Genomic DNA, 24,326 nt, shown 5'->3' on the forward strand with positions numbered 1-24,326 from the left:
GTGCATACCGCGTATGGTGTCCGCTGTCACGCCCACCATCGGGGGAGGTGCAGCTTGCCAGCTGTCCTGGAGATCGAAGGTCTACGGAAGACCTACAAGAGCCGTCGGCGCGGTACCCGCAACGCGCTGGACGGTTTCGACATGCGGGTGGAGGCCGGGCAGGTGCACGGCTTCCTCGGCCCCAACGGGTCGGGCAAGACCACGACCCTGCGTACGCTGCTCGGTCTGATCCGGCCCGACGGCGGACGGATGTCCATCCTCGGCCACCAGGTGCCCGAGGCGCTCCCGGTCGTCGCCGGACAGGTCGGCGCGATCGTGGAGAGCCCGCAGTTCTTTCCGCACTTCACCGCCCGGGACACGCTCTCCCTGCTGGCGTCCGCCGGCGACGTGCCGGCGAACCGGGTCGACGAGGTGCTGGAGCTGGTCGGGCTCCGCGACCGGGCCGGCGAGCGGGTCAAGACCTACTCGCTCGGCATGAAGCAGCGGCTCGCGGTCGCCTCGGCCCTGCTCAAGAACCCGAAGCTGCTGATCCTGGACGAGCCGGCCAACGGCCTCGACCCGGGCGGCATCCGGGAGATGCGTACGCTCACCCGCAACCTCGCCGAATCCGGCATGACGGTGGTGCTGTCCAGCCACATCCTCGGCGAGATCCAGCTGATCTGCGACTCGGTCACCATCATCTCGCTGGGCCGCCGGGTCGCGTTCGGTCCGGTCGACGAGGTGCTGGCGCAGCACTCCTCCGGTGCGGTGCGGGTACGCCTGGAGGCCGTGTCCGACCTGCCGGCCGCCGCCGACGCGCTCACCCGCTCGGGGATCCGCGTCACCGGGCAGGACGACCACCTGATGCTCGCCGGGGTCGACAAGCCGGCCGCGGTGACCCGCATCCTCGCCGAGCAGGGTCTCTACGTCAGCGAGCTCTCGCCGGTGACCGTCGACCTGGAGAGCGTCTTCCTCGAACTGACCGCCACCGCGCCCGTTCCGGGCCAGCACCGGCAGGTCGACCAGTCCTTGAAGGTCGGTGGGCCGGAGCAGTCCGGTGCCACCGGAGGGGGGTGGGGGGCGTGAGCCTCTACCGTACGGAGTTGCGCCGGCTGACCAAGCGGCGATTCACCCGCTACATGACGCTGCTCGGCCTGCTGGTGCTCGTCGCCGTGGTGCTCGGGACGTTCTTCACCAACCAGAAGCTCGACGCCGACGCCGTGGCCGGCGCCGAGCGCCAGGCCGACCGGCAGTACCAGGAGCAGGTCCGCTGGAGCGAGCAGGAGCGGGCCGCCTGTGAGGCGGCCAAGGCGGCCGGTACGCCGAACGACGGCCGCTACCCCGACGATTGTTCGATGATCACCGCGCCTCCGCGCGAGGCGATCGAGGCCTCGTGGTTCCTGCCGTCCACCTTCAACTTCCGGGAGACGTTCCCAGAGACGCTGATCCCGTTCGCGGCGATCCTGGCCCTGGTCGGCTTCGTGATCGGCGCGTCCTTCGTCGGCGCCGAGTGGAGCAGCGGCGGGATGATGAATCTCCTGCTGTGGCGGCCCAAGCGGCTGACCGTACTGCTGACCAAGCTCGCGGCGCTGCTCACCGGGATGCTCGCGGTGACCCTGCCCGCCGCGGTGGCGTGGTTCGCCGGGTTCTGGCTGGTCGCCACGTTCCGTGGCACTACCGAGAAGGTGACCAGCGGGGTGTGGCAGTCAGTCACCCTGACCGGGCTGCGCGCCGTGGTGCTGGTGCTGGTCGTCACCACGGTGGGCTTCGCCCTGGCCTCGCTGGGACGGCACACCGCGATGGCCCTCGGCGGCGTGGTCGCGGTGGCGGTGGTCGGCCAGTTCGGGCTGGGCATCCTGCTGGAGATGGCGAACGTCCGGTTCCCGCAGGTCTGGCTGCTGCCGACGTACGTGCTCGCCTGGATGCAGAAGAAGGTGACGCTGCAAGACTGGGAGTCGTGCAACGCCACGGTCTTCGGGGAGTGCAAGCCCGAGACGTTCGACATCACCTGGCAGCAGTCGTCGGTGCTGCTGGTGGTGGGCGTCGCGGCCGTCCTCGGCGCGGCGCTCTGGGCGATGCGTCGCCGCGACATCTCCTGATGTCGAGCCGCGACTGAGGACGTCGACCGCGGTCCTGAACTCCGCTGTCGAGCACCGGCGAGGGCCGTCCACCGGGGAGACCCGATGGGCGGCCCTGTCGCTCGGGCGAGCCTTGTGAAACGGACCCTGGTCGCTGCTGCGCGACCAGTGCGTCGATGGCCCGAAGCGCCGGATGCGACGGGCGTCCGCCCTGGTTAGGCTGGTGTCCCCGGTCGGCTGTCCCCGCTGCCGGCCCGTCCGACCGAGGAGCGCCATGCAGCCTGCCGACGCCGCCCCGGCCGCCGCCGAGCCGCCCACGACCACTCCCGCGGAGTCCGCCGACACCGCACGGACCCCCAATCCCCGTACCGGCGAACAGGTGACCGAAGCCGCGTCCCGAGTGACGTCCCGGCCCGTGCCACCGCCCCGGCCCGCGCCCGCAGTGGAGGCCGTTCCCGGTGACAGCACCAGCACTGTTGCTGGCGACGTCGTCGAGGAGGACGGCGCGGCGGCGACGGCGCAGGCCGCGGCGGAGACCGTCGGCCCGACGGCGGACGCGGCCCGGACGGCGGCCGGGCTCACCGAGCGTGAGCAGGCGATTCTCGCGTTCGAGCAGCAGTGGTGGCGGCACGCCGGGGCGAAGGAGCAGGCGATCCGGGACGTCTTCGGTCTCTCGGCGACCCGCTACTACCAGCTGCTCAACGGACTGCTCGACAACCCGGCCGCGCTCGCCGCCGAGCCGGTGCTCATCGGTCGGCTGCGCCGCCTGCGCTCGTCCCGGGCCCGGAACCGGCGCCGCTGACGCCTCGGCGGTACGGAACGGGTTCGCGCCGCTGCCGGCGACCCAGCAGCGAGGACCGGGGCCGCCTCGTCCTCGATGTCGCGGTTGACCGGCTCGGCCCCGCGACTGCCCGGCAGAGCCCGCGCGTACGTCGATCACGACCTGGGGTCGACGTCCCGTCTCGCCCTGCCGGGGGATCCGCCCGGCTGCGCGCCTCCGGTCACCCCGTCGGGGATGGCCCCGCTCGTCCGATCGTGCCCGTCGATCGTCCGGCCCGCCGAGCCGGCCTGGTCTGGCCGGATCCCGGCCCCGCCGACGCCACCACCGGTCGGTGACCAACGAATGTCGCCGGACCCGACGGGTAGGCGGCAGACGTCCCGGGTTCGACCGTGGCCGGGGGCAGAGGAAGGGAGCGTGTGATGACGGCGATCAACAGGAACAGACCGCCGGACAGCACCACCGGGCAGGCCCGCCAGCAGGCCTCCCGGATCGGTCACTCGACCGCGCAGGCCGGCAGCCAGGTCGGTCACGCCATGGCCGAGCAGGGCCGCGAAGTGACCGCACAGGCGCGCCAGCAGGTGCGGAACCTGGGCGGCGAGGCCGGCTCGCAGCTGCGTGACCAGGCCGAGTCGCAGAAGCACCGAGCCGCCGACGGGTTGCGTGGTCTCGGCCGCGACCTCGACTCGATGGCGCAGGGCAGTGAGTCGCAGCTCGCCGGTGAGGCCGTCCGCCGGGCGGCGGACGTGGCGCAGCGGGCTGCCGGATGGCTCGACGAGAACGAACCCGCCGACGTGCTGCACGAGGTACGCGGGTACGCCCGCCGGCATCCGGGCGCGTTCCTGGCCGGTGCGGCGGTTACCGGACTGCTCTTCGGCCGGTTCGTCCGGAACATGGGTTCGTCCGGCAACGGGCGGCGCCCGGGTGGCCAGCTGAACCAGCCGACGGAAGCCGGCCCGTACCAGCAGCAGGTCGGCACACCGTACGAGGCAGCGGGCCCGTACGCCGGGATGCAGCGGGCGCAGAACATCTCGCCCGACGGCCGGCGCCAGGACCCGGGGATCTCCGGCGGGGTGGCACCGTGAGCGCCCCGGTGACGGAGCGCACCCAGTCGGTCGGCGACCTGCTGGGTGACGTGACCCGCGACATGTCCACCCTGCTCCGTCAGGAGGTGGACCTCGCCAAGGCGGAACTGCGCGAGGAGGCCGTCCAGGCCGGTAAGGCCGGCGGCATGTTCGGGGGCGCGGCGCTGGCCGGCTTCCTGACGGTGTTGTTCCTCTCGTACGCGGCCTGGTGGGGGCTGTCGAACGTGATGGACCAGGGCTGGGCCGCGCTGATCGTGGCGGCCTTCTGGGCGGTGGTCACCGCCATCACGGCTGTGGTCGGGCGGTCGAAGCTCAAACAGCTCCGTGAGGTGCTGCCGCGGACGCAGCAGACCGCACGGCAGATGCCGGACGCGTTGCGCGGCCGGTGATCCGGCCGGGAGGGAGCAGATGATGTCGACCGATGCGGATCGGATCCGACAGCAGATCGAACACACCCGGCGAGATCTGAGTGACAACATCGACGCGCTGGCCGACAAGGTCAGCCCGCGCCGGATAGCGGGCGACCGCGTCGGGGAGGCGCGTGGTGCGCTCACCCGGATGAAGGAGAAGGTGATGGGTAGCTCGGCACACATGGGGGACGGCGCCGGACAGCGCATGTCCTCCGCCGCCGGCTCGGCCCAGCAGATGGGCCAGCAGGCCGGGCAGCGGATGTCCTCCGCCGCCGGTTCCATGCGGGACGAGGCCCGCTCGGTCGGGCAGCAGTCCCGGGAGCAGATGCACGGCAACCCGCTGGCGGCCGGCCTGATCGCCTTCGGCGCGGGCCTGCTGGTCTCCGCCCTGCTGCCGGCGAGCCGTCGCGAACGGCAGCTGGCCGGGCAGGCCCGGGGCATGATGAGCCAGCAGGTCGGCCAGCACGCGGGCGAGCTGCGTGAGCAGGCCGGCCAGTTCGGTCACCAGTTCCGCGACAACATGCGGCAGCCGGCCCGGCAGGCGGCGCAGTCCGTCGGGTCCACGGCCATCCGGGGCGCGGGCGCCGTACGGGAGCAGGGCCGCTCGGCCGCCCACCAGATGCGTGGGCAGGCGCAAGAGGCCGCCGGTGAACTCCGCCGTTGAGCCGGTGCGGGCGGTGGGGCGGGCTCCGCTGATGCGGGTCCGCTCCGCCTCCGCTCCAGCGCCCGGGCGGGAGGTGAACGAGGACGTCGTCTTCCGGTTCGGATCGTTGGTCGGCGTCCTCGACGGCGCCACCGTCCCCGAGGGCTTCGACACCGGCTGCGTACACGGGCCGGAGTGGTACGTGCGGCACCTGGCCGCCCGGATCGGACTGGCCGAGGCGGCGCGGCCGACGGCGTCGTTGATGAGCAACCTCGCTGCGGCCATCCTCGCGGTACGCGCCGACCACGACGGCGACTGCGACCTGGACCATCCGGGCACCCCCTCCAGCACCGTCTGCCTGCTCCGGGAGGGCGGCGACCAGGCGGACTACCTGGTGCTCTGTGACAGCCCGCTGGTGCTGGACGCCGGTGGCCGGATCAGCGTCGTCTCCGACGACCGGCTGGATCGGGCGATGGCCGACCTCCGGGAGACCGTCGCCGCGGTGCCGGCCGGCGCGATGGCGGACCGGCTGACCCGGTTCCGGCGGGCCGTCGGCCTGCAGCGGGAACGCATGAACAAGACGCACGGGTACTGGGTGGCGGCCGCCGATCCCGACGCGGCGTACCACGCGGTGACCGGCACGGTGCCCCTGCACGGGCCGGGCGCGCTGCGACGGGCCGCGCTGCTCAGCGACGGGGCCTCCAGCGCGGTGGAGCAGTTCGGCCTCGTCGACTGGCCGGGGCTGCTCGATCTGGTGAGCACGGACGGGCCGGGTGCGTTGATCGACCAGGTCCGGACCGCCGAACGGGACCTCGCCGACCGGCTGCGCCGGCACAAGAGCGTCGACGACGCGTCCGTGGTGCTCTGCGAGTTCGGTCCGGGCCGTAGCGGAGCGTGAAGCACCGGGCGGTGCCAGCCGACCGGGCGGTCCCGCTCGACGGACCGTCAGTAGCGACCCAACGGGGTGGACTTCTGCCGGTGAGAGCGGCAAACTGCGCCACGTGACGGGTGCGGTCCGGTTGGAGCCGATGAGCGAACGGCACCTCGAGCCGTTGCTCTCCGTAGCGGCAGCCGAGGCGGAGCCGGGCGAGGTGATGCCGCCGGTGGAGGCACCGGCCGGCTGGTCGCACGCACGCCGGGAGGCCTTCCGCGACTTCCACCGCGCCAGCTTCGCCGGGCTCGGCGGTCCGACCCGCACCCAGATGTACGCGATCCTGGCCGGCGGCGAGGTGGTGGGGATGGTCCGGATGACCCGACGCGACCAGCCCGGCACCGTCGAGACCGGTATGTGGCTGGGCCGGTCGGCGCGCGGTCAGGGCCTCGGCGGCGCGGCTCTTCGGGAATTGCTCAACGAGGCCGCTGCGGCCGGCATGCGTACCGTTGTCGCGGAGACGACTCCGGACAACACGCAGGCGCTTCAAGTGCTCGGGAAATCCGGTGCCGAACTGCGTTCCGACGGCGAGAAGGTGTACGCCGAAATCTCCCTCGACGCCACACCGCCGGCGCTCTGACACCATTCTTGCGGTAGTCGCCCCGGTGCCCACTTCTCGCCCCTGAGCTGCATGTAAAGGCCCCGACGCCCGTTTTGGCGGCTCATTGCACCGCCTTCGTAATTCAATTCTCCGGGCGCGCCACGAAATTGCTCCTGCGGTTTCGAAATCTGACCCTCGGGTACTGCCCGCCGGGTCCGCCAAAACGGGACGCCTGAGGGAGAGTCCCGGCCACGTCGATCAGCGGGCCCCTTTCGGCCCCGACGGCGACAGGCGTCCGAACAGCGGGGAGCGAAGGAGAATTGATGAACAGAGGAGCAGGAATCGGACTCGCGGTGGGCCTCGGCTATCTGATCGGTCGTCGCCGCAAACTGCGTACCGCCCTCGCCCTTGCCGCCGCCGTCGCGGCGGGCCGGGCGAGCATGCATCCGGACGGATTGTTGAAGCGGGGCACGGACCTGTTGAATTCCTCCCCCCACCTGGGCAACCTCGGCCGCCTCGGCGGCCCGCTGGCCATGGCCGGCAAGGCGGCGGCCACCGCCGCCGCCGGCAGTGGGGTCGACGCGCTCAGCGGCAAGCTGCACGACTCGGCCAACGCGCTACGCCGCCGCACCGCCTCGATCAGCGGTCAGGCGTCCGGCGCCGAGCAGTCGACGGACGAGGCCGAGCCCGCCGGCCAGCGGCGGAGGCGATGAGCATGGCACCGAACCCGAGCAGCGGCGGGCTGGGCGGCAAGGTCCGCGGTGAGCTCGCCGACGAGGTGCGGAACCTGGCCGAAGCGCTCGGCGAGCGGGCCGCGTCCGCGCTGACCGAGAAGGTCACCGGCGCGACGCACCGGCTCAGCGAGTACGCCAAGCAGGGCGGCGGCCCCGGCCTGATCGCGGCCGCCACCGGCGCGCAGCGGATGGCCGAGGGTGATTCCCCGATGAAAGCGATGATCCATGCCGGCGTGGCCGGCGGTAAGGAGAAGGTGATGTCGGCGCTCGGCCGCCGCAAGGAGCGTACGGGCGGCGGCGCCCGCAAGATCAAGGTCACGAACATCGTGGAGACGGTCGAGGTCGGCGTGCCGGTGCGGGTCGCGTACGACCAGTGGACCCGGTTCGGGGACTTCCCGAGCTTCATGAAGAAGGTCGAGAACGTCGACACGGAGTCCGACGAGAAGCTCACGTGGAAGGCGCAGGTCTTCTGGTCGCACCGGACGTGGGAGTCGACGATCGTCCGGCAGATTCCCGACCGGCTCATCCACTGGCGGTCGAAGGGGGAGAAGGGCTCCGTCGACGGCACCGTCAGCTTCCACGAACTCACCCCGGACCTGACCCGGATCCTGGTCGTGCTCGAGTACCACCCGCAGGGGCTCTTCGAGCACACCGGGAACCTGTGGCGGGCCCAGGGGCGCCGCGTCCGGCTGGAGTTGAAGCACTTCGTCCGGCACGTCATGACGCGGACCGTCCTCGACCCCGACTCGGTCTCCGGCTGGCGGGGCGAGATCGAGGACTCGCGGGTCGTCAAGGACCACGACACGGCCGTACGCGAGGAGCAGGAGCGCGCGCAGGACCAGCAGGAACGGCAAGACCGGGAGAGAAAGGCGCCGTCCGCCGGCCGCGAGACCTCGGCCGAGCAGGAGGAGCCCGGCGAGGAGGAGCCGCGCCGGGAACGCCCCCGGCCCGCCACCGGTGCGCGTCGCCGGCCGGCTCGACGCCGCCCGGCCGACGAGGAGTACGACGAGTACGAGGACGAGTACGACGAGGACCACGACGAGTACGAGGAGGAGCCCGAGGAGCCGGAGGAGCCTCGTCCGGTTCGCCGCCGTGCCCCGGAACGGGCCCGCCGGGCCCGCCCGCGCGAGGAGCAGCCGGAGGCCGAGGAGGAGGCTCGTCCCCGCCGCCCCCAGGCGCCGCGTCGTCCCGTGGTCCGTCGTCGTCGGGAGGAGTCGGAGCAGTGACCATCGCTACCAACGACGGCCAGGCCGGCGGCGCGTTGCAGCGCAGCGGATCGTCGTCCGGGCTCGCCGATGTCGTGGAGACCGTGCTCGACAAGGGCGTGGTGATCGACGCGCAGATCTCGGTGGCCGTCGTCGGAATCCAGCTCTTGGAGATCAACGCAAGGGTGGTGGTGGCGAGCGTCGAGACGTACCTGCGGTTCGCGCAGGCGGTGGACCGGCTCGACATCACCCCCCGCAACCAGAAGGGCCTGCCTGACCTCGTCCAAGGGGCGACCGGTGCGGTGACCGCCGGCAAGGCCGCCTCCGGCCTGGGCAAGACCGTCGGAGCGATCGGCGGCGCGGTCCGGGACGCGGTCGGCGAACTCGGCACCGACCGCGAAAGGGAGCGGCCCCGCCGCCGGCGCCGGAGCGAGGAACAGCACGATGAGTGAGGAGCGAGGCTTGTTCATCTACGGCATCGTGCCGTCCGACGTGGAGCCGACCCCGGACGCGTCCGGGGTCGGCGACCCGCCGGGCGAGGTGACGGTGGTGCGGCACGGACGGGTGGCCGCCCTGGTCAGTGAGGTGCCGCTGCAGGGGGCGCTCGGCCGGCCGGCGGACCTCACGGCGTACCAGGAGCTGCTCGACGGTACGGCCACCGTGGCCCCGGTGCTGCCGGTCCGGTTCGGCACGGTGGTGACCGGCCCGGACGCGGTGGTCGACCTGCTCGACGCGCACGGCGACCGGTTCGCCGCGGTGCTCGACGAGTTGGAGGGGCAGGTCCAGTACGTCGTGCACGGCCGCTACGACGAGTCCGCGCTGGTCCAGCGCGTGCTCGACGACAACCCGTCCGCCGCCGACCTGGCCGACCAGGTACGCGGGCAGCCGGAGGAGGCGACCCGTGGGCAGCGCATCCGGCTCGGCGAGATCATCAGCCAGGCGGTGGAGCTGCGGCGGGAGTCGGAGAACCGGGAGCTGCTCGACACTCTCGGCCCACTCACGGTCGCGGGCGTCGCGCGGCCGCCGAGCAACGAGCTGGACGCGGTGAACGTCGCCTTCCTGGTCGACGCCGACCGGGAGGACGAATTCGTGGACGCCGTCGAGGACTTCGCCGAGCAGCGGCGCGGCCTGGTCCTGATGCGGCTGCTCGGCCCGCTCGCCCCGTACGACTTCGTGAACGCGCACCAGTTGGCGGGGTGAGCGGTGGACATCCTGCTGAGCCTGCTGACCCTGCCCTACGCGCCGGTGCGCGGGCTGACCGCGGTGCTCAGGGTGATCGCCCGGGAGGCGGAGTCGCAGCTGTACAGCCCGGTCAACATCCGTCGTGAGCTGGAGGAGCTGGACGCCGCGGCGGCCGCCGGTGAGATCTCCCCGCAGGAGCGGGACCAGCGGCAGCAGCAGGTCCTGGAACGCCTGACCGGCGCTCCGGTGCGTCAGGCGCCCGCCGCGTCCGAGGGCGGGTCTCCGACGCGGCGGCAAACCGACGGCGGGGCGCCGGTGGTACGCCGCAACGGGCCGGCACGGCGACGCGGCGACGCGGCCGGTCCGCGCGGTGGACGCCCGCGCCCCGCCGCCGAGCCGGCCCGGCGGGCGGAGGCGGAGCGGCGGGCGGAGGCGGAGCGGCGACGAGACGGTGGGGGAGGTGTACGTGATGGAGCGGATTCGCGGCGACGGCGGCCGAACACGCCGACGTGAGCCGGAACCGGAGGAGGAATGGACCGACGACGAGGAGTACGTCGAGCCGCTCTCGGCCGCCGAGGCGGCCCGCGAGGGGCTGCGGCAGGTCATCGAGCTGACCGGCCGGGAACCGGTGGGGACCACGTCGCTGAAGGCGGTGCGGGACGGCTGGCTGGTCGGGGTGGAGGTGATCGAGGACCGCCGCATCCCGGCGTCGACGGACCTGCTCGGCCTCTACGAGGTGGAGCTCGACATCGACGGCGCCCTGCTCGGCTACCGGCGGGTGCGGCGCTACCAGCGGGGGAAGGGCGAGGTGGGCTGAGATGACCAGTACGCCGTCCGTGGTGCAGAACTCCGGCCAGGTCCTGCCGGCCGGGCACGAGCCGGCCAACCTCGGCGACATCCTGGAGCGGGTGCTGGACCGGGGCATCGTGATCGCCGGTGACATTCGGGTGAGCCTGCTCGACATCGAGCTGCTCACGCTGAAGCTGCGGCTCGTCATCGCCTCGGTGGACACCGCACGGCAGATCGGCATCGACTGGTGGGAGCACGATCCCTGGCTCAGCTCCCGGGCCCGCCCACCCGTCGAGCCGGGCCCCCGCGATCCGGAAGAGGTGGAGGCCGAGCGTCGGCCCCGGGTCGCGGCCCGGGCGCGGCGGCGGGACGTCCGACGGGAGGAGTGGGATGAGCTCGACGGGTGACGATCGATCCGCCACTGAAGGGTCCGGCCGCTGGCTGCACGGCGTCGTCCGGGAGACGGAGCTGGGGCTGCTGAGCACGTTGCCGGGGATGACCGGCGAGCCGGTGCGCCCGGTACGCACCGGCGGTCTGGTGGCGGTGGTGAGCACCGTTTCGCTGGCCGAGTACGGCGAGCAGGCGCTGCGCCGCAACCTGGAGGACCTGAGCTGGCTGGAGCGGGCCGCGCGGGCACATCACCGGGTCGTCGACGCGCTGGCCCGGGCGGGGGCAGTCGTGCCGGCCCGGTTGGCGACCGTGCACCACGACGACGAGGCGGTCACCGCCTCGCTCGCCGACCGGCGTTGCGAACTCGTCACCCTGCTCGACGGGCTCACCGGTCGCGGCGAGTGGGGTGTCAAGGGGTACGTGGTGCCGGGTGTCGCTCCCCGGGCCGAGGAGACGACCGGCCCGGGCGGGGTCGGCACGGCGTACCTGCGGCGGCGCCGCGCTCAGCTCGTGGCCCGGGAGGACGCGCAACGGGAGACCGCGCAGGTCGCCGCGGCCGTGCACGAGGCGCTCACCCGGTACGCGGTGGCCGCCCGTCGGCACCCCGCGCAGGACCGCCGGCTCTCCGGAGCGGAGACCGCCATGGCGCTCAACGGCGCGTACCTCGTGGATGCCGGGGCGGTCGCCGGTTTCGCCGGTCTGGTGGAGGCCCTCGCCGAGCGCCATCCGGAGCTGCGGCTGGAGCTCACCGGCCCGTGGCCGCCGTACTCCTTCGTGACGGAGCGTCCGGCGGAGGCCGGTGCCGATTCGACGGGCGGCTCCGCGTTGCCCCGTGCTGACGAAGCGGTGCCGGACGGCCCGGTGAGGCCGGCTGTGCCGGGCGATCCGGCGGGGCCACGCGATCCGGCGGTGCCCGGCGATCCGGCGGTGTCGGGCGGTGCGGCGGTGTCGGGCGATCCGGCGCTGTCGGGCGGTGCCGCGGTGCCCAGCGGTGCGGCGGTGCCCAGCGGTCTGGTGTCGGGTGATCCGGTGTCGGCGCATGAGTCGACGCCGGGCCGGGGCGCGGCGGTGGTTCGGGGGCCGGCATGGTGACGACCTCGCTCGCGCCGAGCAGCGCGGACGATCCGCTGGCGTATCGGCCGGTCGCCCTGGTCGACCTGCTGGACCGGGTCCTGGCCACCGGGGTGGTGGTGAGTGGTGACATCACCCTCGCCATCGCCGACGTGGATCTGGTCCGCATCTCGTTGCGCGCCCTGATCGCCTCGGTCGGTGCGCTCGCCCCGCCCGAGCCGGTCACCTGGTCCTCCGCCGAGGTCTCGAGCGGCGGTGCGGCGCTCGGCGTCGCCGCCTCCGGTGCCGTCCTCGGCCCCTCCGGCACCGTTGCCGAGACCGGCACCGTTGCCGAGACCGGCACCGCTGCCGAGACCGGCGCCCTTGTCGGGTCCGGCGGCGTTGCCGGGACTGACGGCGTTGCCGAGACCGGCGGCGTTGCCGAGACCGGCGGCGTCGTCAGGCCCGGCGACGCGGAGTTCGGGACCGGCGATCCCGGGTTCGGGCCCGGCGATATGGCGTTCGGAGCCGGGCAGTGACCGGGCGGGACGAGGCGGCCGAGCTGGCCGCCGCACTGGGTGCGCCGCAGTGGCGGCCGCCCCGGGTGACTCCGCTGGATCGGCGGGTCGCCGTGGACCGGGACTCGGTCGAGCGCGGGCTGGCCAGCCTGGTGCTCACCGTGATCGAGCTGCTCCGGCAGTTGATGGAGCGGCAGGCGCTGCGCCGGGTGGAGTTGGGTGATCTCACCGAGGAGCAGATCGAGCGGATCGGCGTGACGCTGATGGCGCTGGAGGAGCAGATGGTCGGCCTGCGCGAGCACTTCGGCCTCGCCCCGGAGGACCTGAACCTCGACCTGGGCCCCCTGGGCCCCCTCCTCCCCACCGACTAACCCACCCCCACCCCACCCCACCCCCACCCGGGTCGACCGCGTTGATCAAGAGGTTGCCGTCATGTCCGAGGAGGAATTTGACGCAAACCTCTTGATCAACGCGGCGGGGGGATCAACGCGCCGGGGGGATCACCCTGGGTGGGTGGCGGCGTAGGCGGCGAGGCGGGCGACCTGGGCCGGGTCCAGGGACGGGCGTACCCGGTCCAGGGCGGCCGCGACGTGCGCGGCGGTGACCGTGGAGGCGCTCAGCGACTCCCGCATCGCGGCCAGCGCCGCCTCGCGTACCAGCGCCGCGCAGTCCGCCGCCGAGAACCCGTCCAGCTCGTCGCCGAGCGCGGCGAGGTCCACCTCCGGTGCGAGGGGGACGTTGCGCGCGGCGGCGCGCAGGATCTCCTTCCGCGCCGGCCCGTCCGGCGGCGGCACGTAGACCAGCCGCTCCAGCCGGCCGGGGCGCAGCAGCGCCGGGTCGACCAGGTCGGGCCGGTTGGTCGCGCCGACCACCACCACGTTGCGCAGCGCCTCCACGCCGTCCAGCTCGGTGAGGAGGGCGGCCACCACCCGGTCGGTCGTACCGCCGTCGCTGGCCTGGCCGCGTACCGGGGCCAGCGCGTCCACCTCGTCGAGGAAGATCAGGCTGGGCGCCGCCTCCCGGGCCCGGCGGAACAGCTCCCGGACGGCCCGCTCGCTCTCCCCGACCCACTTCGAGAGCAGCTCGGCGCCCTTCACCGAGAGCACGTTCGCCCGACCCGACCCGGCCAGCGCGGTCACCAGGTACGTCTTCCCGCAGCCCGGCGGGCCGTAGAGCAGGACGCCGCGGGGCGGCTGCACCCCCAGCCGGGCGAAGGTGTCCGGGTACGTCAGCGGCCAGAGCACCGACTCGGTGAGCGTCTGCTTCACCTCGATCAGGTCGCCCACGTCGTCGAGCGTCACGGCGGCGATCTCCAGGGTGGACCCCGCCATCGTGGTCGGCCGGACCACCTCCAGCGCGGCGACGAAGTCGGCCATCGCCACCGTCGGCGTCGGGGCCGACTTCTGGCGTAACGCCGCCCGGACGCCCGCCTCCCGGACCAGCGCGGCCAGATCGGCCGCGACGAAGCCGGGGGTCCGGCCGGCGATCTCGTCCAGCCGGACGTCCTCGGCGAGGGGCACCTGGCGGGTGAGCACGGTGAGCTGCTCCCGGCGCAGCGCCGGGTCGGGCAGCGGAACGCCGATCCGTACGGAGAGCAGGTCCGGGGCGCGTAGCGCCGGGTCGACCGCCTCCGGGCGGCCGGTGGTGCAGACGACCGCGGCCCCGGCCCGTACCGTCTCGGCGAGCACCTGGCGGAAGACGGTGGCCACCGGGCCCGGGCCGTCGGCCGGGGCGAGCGCCTCCACATCGGTGACCAGCAGCACGGCCGGCCCGCCGGTTCGGAGCGCGGCTGCGGCGGCGCGCAGCCGCTCGGCGGCGGCCTGGTTGCTCAACGCGGCGACCTCGGGCGCCCAGAGCGCGACGACCCGGGCCTCGACCTGCGCCGCCACCGCGCGCACCAGCGCGGACTTTCCCGAACCGGCGGGGCCGCTGATCAGGACGCCGAGCGAGACGGTCGTGCCGAGCCGCTTCAGCACCTCCCGGTGGTGGAAGCCGAGGTCGAGCAGCTCGGTCAGCTCTTCGGCCTGGGCGCGCAGCCCGGGCAGTTCGTCCACACTCGGCGCACCGGTGCGGGCGGCGTCGCCCGCAACCGCGACCTCGCCCGAACCCGCGACCTCGCCCGAAACCGCGAAGTCGCCCGCGACCGCGAGGTCGGCCGAGACCGCGAAGTCAGCCGCGGGACGGACGGCGGCGGAGCCGTGCGTGACCGGGCCGTGTTCCCAACCGACCAGGGTCTCCATGGTGACCAGCACGCCGTCGGCGGGTTCGGTGCCGACCACGCTGAGCAGGCTGCTCGTCCAGGCGTAGCCGACGGTGTTCGCCAGGCTTCGCCGGGCCTCGGCCACCAGGCTGCGCACCGAGGCGTCCGGCAGCACGTCCTGCGGCAGCAGCGACACGTCGTCCCCGGCGGTGACCACCTTGCCGAGCAACGCCAGCCGGAGCATCTCCGGGCTCACCGCCGCGACGACCTCCACCGGCCCGGCCAGGGTGACCCGGTCGGCGGCGGTCACTGGGAGCGGGGTCACCGTCACCTCGCCGCCGGCGCGGATCCCGAGGTTCCCCAGCGTCAGGTCGTCGGCGTAGAGCAGCGCTCTGCTCGCGCCCGGCTCCGCGGCCGCCACGATCCCCGCGGTCTGCCGCCGGCCGGTGAGCCGGACCGGGGAGCCCGGTCGCAGGTCCAGCGCCGTCAGGACTTCCGGGTGCAGCCGTACGATGCCACGCCGCGCGTCCAGCGCCGCCGGGCGCAGGCTCGCGGTCAGGGTCAGGTCGGGTCGCGCCACCGTCCGACCCTAGCCGTCGTGGCCCACCGGCGTCGGTCACGACGGGTACGGAGATCTCAGCCAATGCTCAGGAATCGACCCGTACCGTGTGCCGCATGACATCGCGGTTGTCGATCCGTCGGATCCGGCGTGCCCTCCCCACCGGCCGTCGGGCGGTCGTCGCGGCACTGGTCGCCGTGCTGCTGGCCGTCGCCGTCGGCTGGACGGTCCGGCCGCGCGGTCCCGAGCTGCGAACCGAGGCCGCCATGCTCACCGTGCGCTCCGGGCCGGACGGCCAGCAACCGGTCGACCTGGACACCACGTTCTACCTGCCCGAGGAGGCCTCGCCCGGGCACCAGGTGCCGGCGGTGCTGCTGGCGCACGGCTTCGGCGGCACCAAGGAGTCGGTACGCGACGACGCCGAGGAGTTCGCCGGCCGCGGGTACGCGGTGCTCACCTGGACGGCGCGGGGCTTCGGCCGCAGCGGCGGCGAGATCCACCTGGACAGCCCCGACTACGAGGTGCGCGACGCGCAGCGGCTGCTGGACTGGCTCGCCGCCCGGCCGGAGATCCGCACCGACGCCACCGGGGATCCCCGCGTCGGCGTGGTCGGCGGCTCGTACGGCGGTGCGCTCGCCCTGCTCCTCGCCGCGCATGACCGGCGCGTGGACGCGATCGTTCCGATGATCACCTGGAACGACCTGTCCCGGAGCCTGGTACCCGACAGCGCGGGCGGGCCGGCCACGGCGGGCGTGTTCAAGAAGGGCTGGGCGGGTCTCTTCTTCGGCGGTGGCGGAAGTGTCGGCTCCGGTCCGGCCGGGATCTCCGGCAACGTCGCGGCCCAGCCGCAGGGGGCGCCGGCCTCGGCCGGGCCGCCCAGCCCCGACCCGGGCGCGGGTCCGGGCAGCGGTCCGGGGCGGGCACCCGGGCCTGCGGCCGATCCGTCCTGCGGTCGGTTCGCGGCGGACGTCTGCGCCGCGTACCTGCGGATCGCGACCGCGGGCCGGGCCGACCAGGCGGCGGTGGACCTCTTGCAGCGGTCCAGCCCGGCCGGGGTGCTGGACCGGATCACCGCCCCCGCTCTGCTCGTGCAGGGCGAGGCGGACAGCCTCTTCCCGCTCAGCGAGGCGGACGCCAACGCGCGCGGCCTCGCGGCGAACGGCACCCCGGTCCGGGTGGCCTGGTTCACCGGCGGGCACGACGGCGGTGACGGGCCGGAGTCGGACTCCGACCGGGTGCGCTTCCTGACCGTCCAGTGGCTGGACCACTACGTGAAGGGTGCGGGCGGGGCACCCGGTAACGACTTCACCTGGTCGCGGATCGCCGGCTTCGACGCGCTGGACCGTGGGCTGGTCGCCACCGGCTACCGCACCACCGACTACCCCGGCACGGGCGGCGAGCGCCGCACCGACGTCGCGGTGACCGGCCCCGAGCAGCAGATCGCCAACCCGCCGAACGGCAACCCGGCCGCCATCTCCTCGGTGCCGTTCGCCGGTGGCCTCTCCGCGCTGCTGGACGGGGTGGCCGGGGACGTGCCGGGTCAGCACGCCCGGTTCGAGTCGGCGCCGCTGGCCGAGGCGGTGGACGTGGTGGGCGCCCCCACGGTGTCGATCCGGGCCGCGTCCCCGACCGGCGAGGCGGTGCTCTTCGTGAAGCTCTACGACGTGGACCCGAACGGCGCGGCCACCCTGCCGAACGGCCTGATCGCCCCGGTGCGCCTCACCGGTCTGCCGCAGCGGCTCGCCGACGCCCGCCCCGTCACCGTCACGCTGCCGGCGATCGTCCGCCGGTTCGAGTCCGGGCACCGGCTCCGGGTGGTGGTCGCGACCTCCGACCAGGCGTACGCGAGCCCGGCCGAGCCGGTCGTCTACACCGTGGCGGCGGGTGACGCGCCGGTCGCGCTTCCCGCCGTGGCGGGCGAGCCGATCCCGACGGCGGCGGCAGTGTGGCGCTGGGTGCTGGTCGGCCTGCTCGCCGCGATCGTGGTCGGGCTCGTCGTGGTCGTCGCCGTGGTCCGCCGCCGGCACCGCCGCCACGACAGTTCGGTGCATCCGGAGTACGCGGACGTCCCGCTCGTCGTACAGCGGCTGCGCAAGGAGTACGCGGACGGCTTCGTGGCGGTCTCCAACGTGGACTTCGAGGTGCACCCCGGTCAGGTGGTGGGCCTGCTCGGGCCGAACGGCGCCGGCAAGACCACCACCCTGCGGGTGCTGATGGGGCTCACCCAGCCCACCGCCGGCGAGATCCACGTCTTCGGTCACCGGCTGGTGCCGGGTTCCCCGGTGCTCTCCCGGATCGGCGCGCTGGTCGAGGGGCCCGGCTTCCTGCCGCACCTCTCCGGCCTGGAGAACCTGAAGGCGTACTGGCGGGCGACCGGACGCCCCGAGCCGGACGCGCGCTTCGCCGAGGCGCTGGAGATCGCCGGGCTCGGCGACTCCGTACACCGGAAGATCAAGACGTACAGCCACGGCATGAAGCAGCGGCTCGCCATCGCCCAGGCCATGCTCGGCCTGCCCGAGCTGCTGGTGCTCGACGAGCCGACCGACGGGCTGGATCCGCCGCAGATCGCCGAGATGCGCCGGGTGCTCCAGCGCTACGCGACCGACGGCCGGGCGGTGCTGGTCTCCAGCCATCTGCTCGCCGAGGTGGAGCAGACCTGCACCCACGCCGTGGTGGTCAACAAGGGGCGGATCGTGGCGTCGGGGCCGGTCGAGGAGATCATCGGCGAGTCGCCGAGTGTGCTCTTCGAGGTGACCGACCCGGATGCCGCGCGGACCGTGCTGGACCGGCTCGACGGGGTGCGGGTGCTGCCGGGGAGCAACGGGCAGCTGGTGGTGGACACGAACGGCACGGCCCGCAGCGAGGTGGTGGCCGAGCTGGTCCGGGCCGGGATCGGAGTGGACCGGGTGGTGCCGCGGCGCCGCCTGGAGGATGCGTTCCTCGCCCTGGTGGGCGAGACCTCTCGGGGAAGCGGGGACCGGTGATGGGGACGTCCACGGTGGGTACGGCCGCCGGCTATCGGCCGTCCGCGACGCTGCCGTTCCTGGCGGAGTTCCGGCGGCAGGCGTCCCGTCGGCGTACGCAGCTGGCGCTCGGGTTCATGGTGTTGCTGCCACTGATCATCTTGATCGCGTTCCAGTTCGACTCCGGCGACGACGACAACGGCGGCGGCGAGTTCGGCAGCCTGATCTCGTTCGCCACGTCGGGCGGGCTGAACTTCACGCTCTTCAGCATCTTCGTCTCGGCGTCGTTCCTGCTGGTCGTGGTGGTGGCGCTCTTCTTCGGCGACACGGTGGCCAGCGAGGCGAGCTGGGGCAGCCTGCGGTACCTGCTCGCCGCTCCGGTGCCCCGAGCCCGGCTGCTCACGGTGAAGCTGCTGGTCGCGGCCGCCTACTCGGGGCTGGCGCTGCTGCTGCTCGCCGGCACGGCCCTGGCCGCCGGCACCCTCCGCTACGGCTGGTCGCCGCTGCGCAGCACCGTCGCCGCGGAGCTGCCGCCGGGGGAGGGGCTGCTCCGGCTGCTGGCGGTGCTCGGCTACCTGGCGGTCGTACTGCTGGTGGTGGCGGGTCTGGCCTTCCTGCTCTCGGTGAGCACGGACGCCGCGCTCGGCGCGGTCGGCGGTGCGGTGCTGCTCTGGATCCTCTCCAGCATCCTGGACCAGATCACCGCGCTCGGCGTGCTGCGCGACTTCCTGCCGACCCACTTCAGCACCGCGTGGCTCGGGCTGCTGTCGACTCCGGTGCAGACCGACGACGTGGTACGCGGCACGATCTCCTCGATCAGCTACGCGACGCTCTTCTGGGCGCTGGCGTACTGGCGCTTCACCCGCAAGGACGTCACCTCCTAGCGGCCCTCACACCCGGGGGTCGAGGGTGGTCGCCCCCGAGGGCGCCCCGCTGGGCTGCGGCGGTGCCGGTGGCGGCGCCGGAGTGGTCGGCTCCGCCGGTTTCCAGGCGCTCACCCCGAGCCGCCCGGTGTTGCCCAGGTCGATCGGGCCGTCCAGCTCGACGGCCTGCCGGGCGCGGCCGGCGCTCGAAGCGACCTCCAGAGCTTCGCCGCTGGTGGCGACCACGGTCGAGTCGGTGACCAGGTTGCGCCAGAGCACCGCGGCGCCGGCCCGCTCGCCGGGTCGCAGGGTGAGCGGTCGGGGCGGGGCGTCGAAGCCCGAGGTGATGCCCTTCGCCCCCTCGATCACCTGGACTGGGATCGGCGTGCCGTCGGCGTCGAGCAGCCGCAGCGACGGGTAGCCGTTCAGCGCGTAGTCCGCCGTGCCGCAGTTGGTCAGCTCCAGGCCGAGCGCCCGCAGCCCCATGGCCGCGTTGGTCCCGAGGGCCCGGATCCGGACCCCCGACACCGGGCAGACGTTCGCCGGATCGTCGCTGGGTGCGGTGGGGCCTGCTCCGGGCCTCCCGCCCGGCCGGGGTCCGTCCCCGCCCGCGTCCGCGTGCTCATCGGTGCAGGCGCCGAGCAGCAGCAGGCCGGCGATCGGCAGACCGGTGAGCAGCAGCCGACCACGGCTGGGACGAGGAGTCACCGCCGCATCCTCGCACCGCCGCGGACCCGGCCGCACCCCTGGGTTCAGCGGGGCCGACGGGAGGAGACCCGGCCGGCCAGGGACCCGCTGCGGCGCAGCGCTCCGCTCACACCGTGGGAGCCCCGCTGAAATCGACCCCGCCGGGCGCTTAGACTCGGCGGCACAACTGAACACCTCATCCAGAGGGGCTTAGGGATACGGCCCGATGACGCCCCGGCAACCACCCCACGCGCTCACCGTCGAGCGCCGGCGGGGCAGGTGCCAATTCCGTCCCCGCCGCACGGTGCGATGCGGGGGAAGATGAGAGGACTTCTCGACATGACGTCGACGATCGCCCCGTCCGGCATCGACACCACCGCCAGCCCCGCCCGCGCCCTCGTCTGCCGCGCCTGTCAGGCCCGCTACCCGCTCGCCGCGCAGCACGCCTGCTACGAGTGTTTCGGCCCGCTGGAGGTCGAGTACGACGCGGCCGCGCTGGCCACCGTGACCCGGGAGCAGATCGAGGCCGGCCCCCGCAACCTCTGGCGGTACGCGGCCCTGCTCCCCGCCGGTCAGGACCCGGCGACCCGGGTCTCCCTCGATCCCGGCCTCACCCCGCTGGTCGCCGCCCCGCACCTCGCCGCGGAGCTGGGCATCACCGCCCCGCTCTGGGTCAAGGACGACAGCGCCAACCCGACCCACTCGTTCAAGGACCGGGTCGTCTCGGTGGCGCTCTCCGCCGCCCGGGCGCTCGGCTTCACCCGGTTCGCCTGCGCGTCAACGGGCAACCTCGCGAACTCGGTCGCCGCCCACGCGGCCCGGGCGGGCGCGCCGTCGGTGGTCTTCATCCCGAGCGACCTGGAGCAGGGCAAGGTCGTCACCACCGCCGTCTACGGAGGCGAGCTCGTCGCCGTCGACGGCTCGTACGACGACGTGAACCGGCTCTGCGGCGAGCTGGTGGAGACCGACGAGTTCGAGGACACGGCGTTCGTCAACGTGAACGTCCGGCCGTACTACGCCGAGGGTTCCAAGACGCTCGGCTACGAGGTGGCGGAGCAGCTCGGCTGGCGGATCCCCGCTCAGGTGGTGATCCCGATGGCCTCCGGAGAGCTGCTCACGAAGATCGACAAGGCGTTCACCGAGCTGATCGAGATCGGACTGGTCGAGGCGCCGGCCGGCGGCTGGAAGGTCTTCGGCGCGCAGTCGGCCGGCTGCAACCCGATCGCCACCGCCCTGCACGACGGCCGGGACGAGATCGTCCCGGTGAAGCCGACCGGCATCGCCAAGTCGCTGAACATCGGCGACCCGGCGGCCGGCCTCTACGCCCTGGAAGCGGTGCGGCGCACCGGCGGCTGGATGGAGTACGCCGACGACGACGAGATCCGCGCCGCGATCCGCCTGCTGGCCCGGACCACCGGCGTCTTCGCCGAGACCGCAGGCGGCGTCACCGTGGCGGTGCTGCGCAAGCTCGTCGAGTCCGGCAAGCTCGACCCGTCCGCCGAGACGGTCGTCTTCAACACCGGCGAGGGGTTGAAGACGATCGACGCGGTCGCCGGGCAGGTCGGCCCCACCCACCGCATCCGCCCCTCGCTGCGCGCCGCCCGGGACGCCGGCCTCCTCGGCTGACCCGCCCCGGTCCCTCCCCGCCTGCCGGGTTGCCGGGGTTCGCCCCGGTCGGAGGCGCGCGAAGTCGGGTGGATCATTCGTGGCTCGCCCGATCGGGGGATCCGGCCGATCCGCCGGGTAACCGGCTTTTCGCTCTGGGTGCGAGAAACCCGCCCCTAAGGACTTGACGGCAGGAACCGGACGGCGCAAGATGCTCCGTGCGGGAGGGTGTTTCGCCGAAGACTTTTAGTTCTTACGACCCAACGCCGGAGGCGTTGTGCGATCGTCCCTCCCGACCAACCTCCGAACGGGCCGGCGATTTAATCGCTGGCCCGTTCGTCTTGCTGCGGGCACGCTCGCGGCATGAGCATCACGATCGCGCCGTTCGACGCCACCGATCCCGCCGCGATCGAGGCGGCCTACCGCATCGGCGTCGCGGCCAACGATGCCGACGTGCCCGACTACCCGCCGTTCTGCCGCCGCCGCTTCGAGGCGATGCTGCGCCACCCGTTCCCGGGCACCGTCACGCTCTGGGCGTTGGCCCGGCTGGACGGCGTGCCCGCCGGCTACCTGGCGCTGGACCTGCCGCAGCTCGACAACACCGAGAACGCCACCGTCGAGCTCACCGTCCACCCGGCGTACCGACGCCACGGCGTCGGCCGTGCCCTGCACGAGCACTGCCTACGGCTGCTGCGCGAGCAGGGCCGTAAGCGGGTCATCGGGATGACCGTCTCGGCGCTGCCGGACGGGCCGGCGCGCAACGCGGCGGGTGGCGCCTTCGCCGCCGCGTCGGGTGCGCAGCCCGCACTCGTCGAGATCCGGCGCCGGCTCGACCCCACCGGGGTCGACCAGGCCGCGCTGGACGCGCTGCTGGTCGGTGCCCGGGCCCAGGCGGAGGGCTACCGCACGCTCCGGTGGCACGGTCTCGTGCCCGAGGAGTACGTGGCCGACATCGCCTACCTCGACGGGCGGTTGAGCACCGACGCGCCCCTCGGCGACCTGGATTGGGAGGCGGAGAAGGTCGACGCCGAGCGGATCCGGGGCACCGAGCGGGCGCTGGCCGCGCGGGGCCGGCGGCAGTATCACGTCGCCGCCCAGCACGTGGCGTCCGGCCGGCTGGTCGCGTGGACCCTGCTCGATCTCGGCCCGTCCGCCGACTGGCACGCGTTCCAGCAGATCACCATCGTCGACCCGGAGCACCGTGGGCACCGGTTGGGCCTGCTCGTGAAGGTCGAGAACCTGCGTCATCTGCTCGCCCACGAGCCGGCCGTACGCGCGATCGACACCTTCAACGCCGCCAGCAACAGCCACATGATCGCGATCAACGAGCAGCTCGGCTTCCGGCCGGTGGACGGCTGGACGGACTGGCAACTGACGATTTGAGTTGTGACACAGGTCTACTGATCGCGCACCCTTCTGTTGCATCATGACGGGCATGACGGACACCCCGCACCCTCTCTACGCCCGGCACGTCGAGACCCTCACCCGTGCGCTGACCGCGATCACCGAGCGCGGATACTGGTCCGCCTACCCGGAGTCGCCCAGCCCGCGCGTCTACGGCGAGACCGCCGCCGCCGACGGCAAGGCCGCCTTCGAGGCGTACCTGAACGGCGACTTCCCGCTCGACCAGCCGGGCGGAGGCGACCGGGTCGCCACCGAGACGAGCCCGTTCGGCGTGGAGCTCGGCGTCCGCTACCCGCACCCCGGGGTCGACGAGCTGGTCTCCGCCGCGAGCGCCGCCCTGCCCGCCTGGCGCGACGCCGGCCCGCAGACCCGGATCGGGGTCTGCCTGGAGATCCTCGACCGGCTGCACAAGCACGTCTTCGAGCTGGCCAACGCGGTGCAGTTCACCAGCGGCCAGGCGTTCGTGATGGCCTTCCAGGCCGGCGGGGCGCACGCGCTGGACCGGGCGCTGGAGTCGCTCGCGTACGCGTACGCCGAGATGACCCGGCACCCGGGGACGGCCGGCTGGGAGAAGGCCGCGGGCAAGGGTGACCCGCTGCGGATGACCAAGACGTTCCACGTGGTGCCCCGCGGCGTGGCCCTGGTGATCGGCTGCAACACCTTCCCGACCTGGAACTCGTACCCGGGGCTCTTCGCCTCGCTGGCCACCGGGAACCCGGTGATCGTCAAGCCGCACCCGCGCGCGGTGCTGCCCCTGGCCATCACCGTGAAGTACGCCCGGGAGGTGCTGGCCGAGGCCGGCTTCGACCCGAACCTGATGCTGCTCGCCGCCGAGGCGCCGGGCGAGAAGCTCGCCTCCTCGCTGGCCCTGCACCCGGCCGTGAAGATCGTCGACTTCACCGGCTCCACCGAGTACGGCGACTGGCTGGAGGCGAACGCCCGGCAGGCCTCCGTCTACACCGAGAAGGCCGGCCTCAACACGGTCGTGATCGACTCCACCGACGACTTCGCCGGGCTCTGCCGCAACCTGGGCTTCACGCTCACCCTCTACAGCGGACAGATGTGCACCACCTCGCAGAACATCCTGATCCCCGCCGACGGCATCGAGACCGACCAGGGGCACAAGAGCTTCGACGAGGTGGCCGGCGGCATCGCCGCGGCGGTCGGCAAGCTCACCGCCGACGCGGCCCGCGGGGTCGAGCTGACCGGGGCGATCGTCAACGACGGTGTCCTGGAGCGGCTGGACGAGGTCACCAAGGTCGGCGCGGCGGTGCTGGAGTCGCGTACGGTCGAGCACCCGTCCTTCCCGGGCGCCGTGGTCCGTACGCCGGCGGTGGTCAAGGTCTCCGCGGACGACACCGCGACCTACGGGCGGGAGTGGTTCGGGCCGATCTCGTTCGTCATCCCGACCCGGTCCACCGGCCACAGCCTGGAGATCCTGCGCAGCACGGTGGGTGAGAAGGGCGCGCTGACCGCGGGCGTCTACTCGACCGACGAGGCGGTGCTCGACGCGGCCGAGGCGGTGGCGATCGAGGTCGGGGTGCACCTCTCCTGCAACCTGACCGGTGGCGTGTTCGTGAACCAGTCGGCGGCCTTCTCCGACTTCCACGGCAGCGGCGCCAACGCGGCCGCCAACGCCGCCCTCACCGACGGCGCGTACGTCGCCAACCGCTTCCGTATCGTCCAGTCCCGCCGCCACGCCTGAGCCGGATGCCGGGGCCCTGCCGGTAGG

Annotated in this window: 24 protein-coding genes, 2 pseudogenes and 1 riboswitch; of the genes and pseudogenes, 23 read left to right on the top strand and 3 right to left on the bottom strand. The window is 73.4% G+C overall.

Annotation, left to right across the window (positions count from 1 at the left end; genetic code table 11):
• Nucleotides 1–54 precede the first annotated feature (54 nt).
• The 18 genes from D7044_RS17545 (at nt 55) to D7044_RS17630 (ending at nt 12,684) form a co-directional block, all read left to right on the top strand.
• Nucleotides 55–1,065, top strand: a complete 1,011-nt coding sequence (locus tag D7044_RS17545) for an ATP-binding cassette domain-containing protein (RefSeq protein ID WP_120689550.1) — start codon at nt 55–57, stop codon at nt 1,063–1,065.
• Complete coding sequence (locus D7044_RS17550; protein ID WP_120680639.1) at nt 1,062–2,078, top strand: ABC transporter permease subunit; 1,017 nt, start codon at nt 1,062–1,064, stop codon at nt 2,076–2,078. The genes D7044_RS17545 and D7044_RS17550 overlap by 4 nt, the downstream gene beginning before the upstream one ends.
• Before the next feature lie 253 nt (nt 2,079–2,331).
• A complete protein-coding gene (locus D7044_RS17555; RefSeq protein ID WP_120689551.1) occupies nt 2,332–2,859 on the top strand; it encodes a DUF3263 domain-containing protein in 528 nt (175 codons plus the stop codon).
• 398 nt (nt 2,860–3,257) lie between these two features.
• Nucleotides 3,258–3,920: a hypothetical protein gene (locus D7044_RS33010; RefSeq protein WP_120689552.1), complete on the top strand. Its 663-nt coding sequence runs from the start codon at nt 3,258–3,260 to the stop codon at nt 3,918–3,920.
• A complete protein-coding gene (locus D7044_RS33015) occupies nt 3,917–4,309 on the top strand; it encodes a phage holin family protein (protein ID WP_120689553.1) in 393 nt (130 codons plus the stop codon). Before D7044_RS33010 ends, D7044_RS33015 begins: the two co-directional genes overlap by 4 nt.
• 22 nt (nt 4,310–4,331) lie before the next feature.
• Complete coding sequence (locus D7044_RS17570) at nt 4,332–4,994, top strand: DUF3618 domain-containing protein (RefSeq protein ID WP_120680641.1); 663 nt, start codon at nt 4,332–4,334, stop codon at nt 4,992–4,994.
• The gene (locus D7044_RS17575) at nt 4,978–5,871 is read left to right on the top strand and encodes a hypothetical protein (protein ID WP_120689554.1); all 894 of its coding nucleotides are present in this window, start codon (nt 4,978–4,980) and stop codon (nt 5,869–5,871) included. The genes D7044_RS17570 and D7044_RS17575 overlap by 17 nt, the downstream gene beginning before the upstream one ends.
• A gap of 103 nt (nt 5,872–5,974) precedes the next feature.
• Entirely contained in the window at nt 5,975–6,484 is a 510-nt protein-coding gene (locus D7044_RS17580) for a GNAT family N-acetyltransferase (RefSeq protein ID WP_120689555.1), read from the top strand.
• Nucleotides 6,485–6,768: 284 nt separating this feature from the next.
• Nucleotides 6,769–7,158, top strand: coding sequence for a hypothetical protein (locus D7044_RS17585; protein ID WP_147434682.1), 390 nt, complete (start codon nt 6,769–6,771; stop codon nt 7,156–7,158).
• The gene (locus tag D7044_RS17590) at nt 7,155–8,405 is read left to right on the top strand and encodes an SRPBCC family protein (protein WP_233565019.1); all 1,251 of its coding nucleotides are present in this window, start codon (nt 7,155–7,157) and stop codon (nt 8,403–8,405) included. The genes D7044_RS17585 and D7044_RS17590 overlap by 4 nt, the downstream gene beginning before the upstream one ends.
• Entirely contained in the window at nt 8,402–8,836 is a 435-nt protein-coding gene (gene gvpJ, locus D7044_RS33630) for a gas vesicle protein GvpJ (RefSeq protein WP_120680288.1), read from the top strand. Before D7044_RS17590 ends, gvpJ (D7044_RS33630) begins: the two co-directional genes overlap by 4 nt.
• Nucleotides 8,829–9,584 (top strand): GvpL/GvpF family gas vesicle protein, encoded by a 756-nt coding sequence (locus tag D7044_RS17600; protein ID WP_120689557.1) that lies wholly within the window; start codon nt 8,829–8,831, stop codon nt 9,582–9,584. The genes gvpJ (D7044_RS33630) and D7044_RS17600 overlap by 8 nt, the downstream gene beginning before the upstream one ends.
• A gap of 3 nt (nt 9,585–9,587) precedes the next feature.
• On the top strand, nt 9,588–10,079 hold the full coding sequence (locus tag D7044_RS17605; RefSeq protein WP_199716661.1) for a gas vesicle protein GvpG: 492 nt from the start codon (nt 9,588–9,590) through the stop codon (nt 10,077–10,079).
• The gene (locus tag D7044_RS17610) at nt 10,036–10,383 is read left to right on the top strand and encodes a gas vesicle protein GvpO (RefSeq protein WP_120680292.1); all 348 of its coding nucleotides are present in this window, start codon (nt 10,036–10,038) and stop codon (nt 10,381–10,383) included. Before D7044_RS17605 ends, D7044_RS17610 begins: the two co-directional genes overlap by 44 nt.
• A gap of 1 nt (nt 10,384) precedes the next feature.
• Nucleotides 10,385–10,762 (top strand): gas vesicle protein GvpJ, encoded by a 378-nt coding sequence (gvpJ, locus tag D7044_RS33635; RefSeq protein WP_120680294.1) that lies wholly within the window; start codon nt 10,385–10,387, stop codon nt 10,760–10,762.
• Nucleotides 10,746–11,837, top strand: a complete 1,092-nt coding sequence (locus D7044_RS17620) for a GvpL/GvpF family gas vesicle protein (protein ID WP_199716662.1) — start codon at nt 10,746–10,748, stop codon at nt 11,835–11,837. Before gvpJ (D7044_RS33635) ends, D7044_RS17620 begins: the two co-directional genes overlap by 17 nt.
• Complete coding sequence (locus D7044_RS33020; protein WP_120689558.1) at nt 11,831–12,334, top strand: gas vesicle protein; 504 nt, start codon at nt 11,831–11,833, stop codon at nt 12,332–12,334. The genes D7044_RS17620 and D7044_RS33020 overlap by 7 nt, the downstream gene beginning before the upstream one ends.
• Nucleotides 12,331–12,684 carry a gas vesicle protein K gene (locus D7044_RS17630; protein ID WP_233563264.1) on the top strand — a complete coding sequence of 118 codons (354 nt, stop codon included), beginning with the start codon at nt 12,331–12,333 and terminating at the stop codon, nt 12,682–12,684. The genes D7044_RS33020 and D7044_RS17630 overlap by 4 nt, the downstream gene beginning before the upstream one ends.
• A 129-nt stretch (nt 12,685–12,813) precedes the next feature.
• On the opposite strand, the pseudogene D7044_RS17635 reads toward D7044_RS17630, so the two are convergent.
• Nucleotides 12,814–14,382, bottom strand: a pseudogene (locus D7044_RS17635) (AAA family ATPase); the annotation flags it as partial.
• Between the two features lie 99 nt (nt 14,383–14,481).
• Nucleotides 14,482–15,093 (bottom strand): annotated as a pseudogene (locus D7044_RS33570) (AAA family ATPase); the annotation flags it as partial.
• Between the two features lie 95 nt (nt 15,094–15,188).
• Between D7044_RS33570 and D7044_RS17640 the strand changes: the two are divergent.
• Both D7044_RS17640 and D7044_RS17645 read left to right on the top strand, forming a co-directional pair.
• On the top strand, nt 15,189–18,056 hold the full coding sequence (locus tag D7044_RS17640) for an alpha/beta fold hydrolase (RefSeq protein WP_120680302.1): 2,868 nt from the start codon (nt 15,189–15,191) through the stop codon (nt 18,054–18,056).
• Entirely contained in the window at nt 18,056–18,919 is an 864-nt protein-coding gene (locus D7044_RS17645) for an ABC transporter permease (protein WP_120680304.1), read from the top strand. The genes D7044_RS17640 and D7044_RS17645 overlap by 1 nt, the downstream gene beginning before the upstream one ends.
• Nucleotides 18,920–18,925: 6 nt before the next feature.
• On the opposite strand, the gene D7044_RS17650 is transcribed toward D7044_RS17645, so the two are convergent.
• Nucleotides 18,926–19,606 (bottom strand): DUF4232 domain-containing protein, encoded by a 681-nt coding sequence (locus tag D7044_RS17650; protein WP_233563266.1) that lies wholly within the window; start codon nt 19,604–19,606, stop codon nt 18,926–18,928.
• Nucleotides 19,607–19,778: 172 nt separating this feature from the next.
• A riboswitch (SAM riboswitch) is annotated at nt 19,779–19,913 on the top strand.
• A gap of 11 nt (nt 19,914–19,924) precedes the next feature.
• On the opposite strand from D7044_RS17650, the gene thrC reads away from it, so the two are divergent.
• The 3 genes from thrC (at nt 19,925) to paaN (ending at nt 24,299) form a co-directional block, all read left to right on the top strand.
• Nucleotides 19,925–21,211 (top strand): threonine synthase, encoded by a 1,287-nt coding sequence (thrC, locus tag D7044_RS17655; protein ID WP_120680306.1) that lies wholly within the window; start codon nt 19,925–19,927, stop codon nt 21,209–21,211.
• Between the two features lie 342 nt (nt 21,212–21,553).
• Complete coding sequence (locus D7044_RS17660) at nt 21,554–22,573, top strand: GNAT family N-acetyltransferase (RefSeq protein ID WP_120680308.1); 1,020 nt, start codon at nt 21,554–21,556, stop codon at nt 22,571–22,573.
• Between the two features lie 52 nt (nt 22,574–22,625).
• Nucleotides 22,626–24,299, top strand: coding sequence for a phenylacetic acid degradation protein PaaN (gene paaN, locus D7044_RS17665; protein ID WP_120689560.1), 1,674 nt, complete (start codon nt 22,626–22,628; stop codon nt 24,297–24,299).
• The last annotated feature ends 27 nt before the right edge of the window (nt 24,300–24,326 follow it).

This window comes from Micromonospora musae, assembly GCF_003626635.1.
GTDB lineage: Bacteria > Actinomycetota > Actinomycetes > Mycobacteriales > Micromonosporaceae > Micromonospora > Micromonospora musae.

Excerpts from the sequence above, each read along its gene's own strand:
- D7044_RS17555 (WP_120689551.1), top strand. The coding sequence starts at position 2,332 with ATGCAGCCTGCCGACGCCGCCCCGGCCGCCGCCGAGCCGCCCACGACC.
- D7044_RS33010 (WP_120689552.1), top strand. The coding sequence starts at position 3,258 with ATGACGGCGATCAACAGGAACAGACCGCCGGACAGCACCACCGGGCAG.
- D7044_RS17570 (WP_120680641.1), top strand. The coding sequence starts at position 4,332 with ATGTCGACCGATGCGGATCGGATCCGACAGCAGATCGAACACACCCGG.
- D7044_RS17585 (WP_147434682.1), top strand. The coding sequence starts at position 6,769 with ATGAACAGAGGAGCAGGAATCGGACTCGCGGTGGGCCTCGGCTATCTG.
- D7044_RS17590 (WP_233565019.1), top strand. The coding sequence starts at position 7,155 with ATGAGCATGGCACCGAACCCGAGCAGCGGCGGGCTGGGCGGCAAGGTC.
- D7044_RS17600 (WP_120689557.1), top strand. The coding sequence starts at position 8,829 with ATGAGTGAGGAGCGAGGCTTGTTCATCTACGGCATCGTGCCGTCCGAC.
- D7044_RS17610 (WP_120680292.1), top strand. The coding sequence starts at position 10,036 with ATGGAGCGGATTCGCGGCGACGGCGGCCGAACACGCCGACGTGAGCCG.
- gvpJ (WP_120680294.1), top strand. The coding sequence starts at position 10,385 with ATGACCAGTACGCCGTCCGTGGTGCAGAACTCCGGCCAGGTCCTGCCG.
- D7044_RS17620 (WP_199716662.1), top strand. The coding sequence starts at position 10,746 with ATGAGCTCGACGGGTGACGATCGATCCGCCACTGAAGGGTCCGGCCGC.
- D7044_RS33020 (WP_120689558.1), top strand. The coding sequence starts at position 11,831 with ATGGTGACGACCTCGCTCGCGCCGAGCAGCGCGGACGATCCGCTGGCG.
- D7044_RS17640 (WP_120680302.1), top strand. The coding sequence starts at position 15,189 with ATGACATCGCGGTTGTCGATCCGTCGGATCCGGCGTGCCCTCCCCACC.
- D7044_RS17645 (WP_120680304.1), top strand. The coding sequence starts at position 18,056 with ATGGGGACGTCCACGGTGGGTACGGCCGCCGGCTATCGGCCGTCCGCG.
- thrC (WP_120680306.1), top strand. The coding sequence starts at position 19,925 with ATGACGTCGACGATCGCCCCGTCCGGCATCGACACCACCGCCAGCCCC.
- D7044_RS17660 (WP_120680308.1), top strand. The coding sequence starts at position 21,554 with ATGAGCATCACGATCGCGCCGTTCGACGCCACCGATCCCGCCGCGATC.
- paaN (WP_120689560.1), top strand. The coding sequence starts at position 22,626 with ATGACGGACACCCCGCACCCTCTCTACGCCCGGCACGTCGAGACCCTC.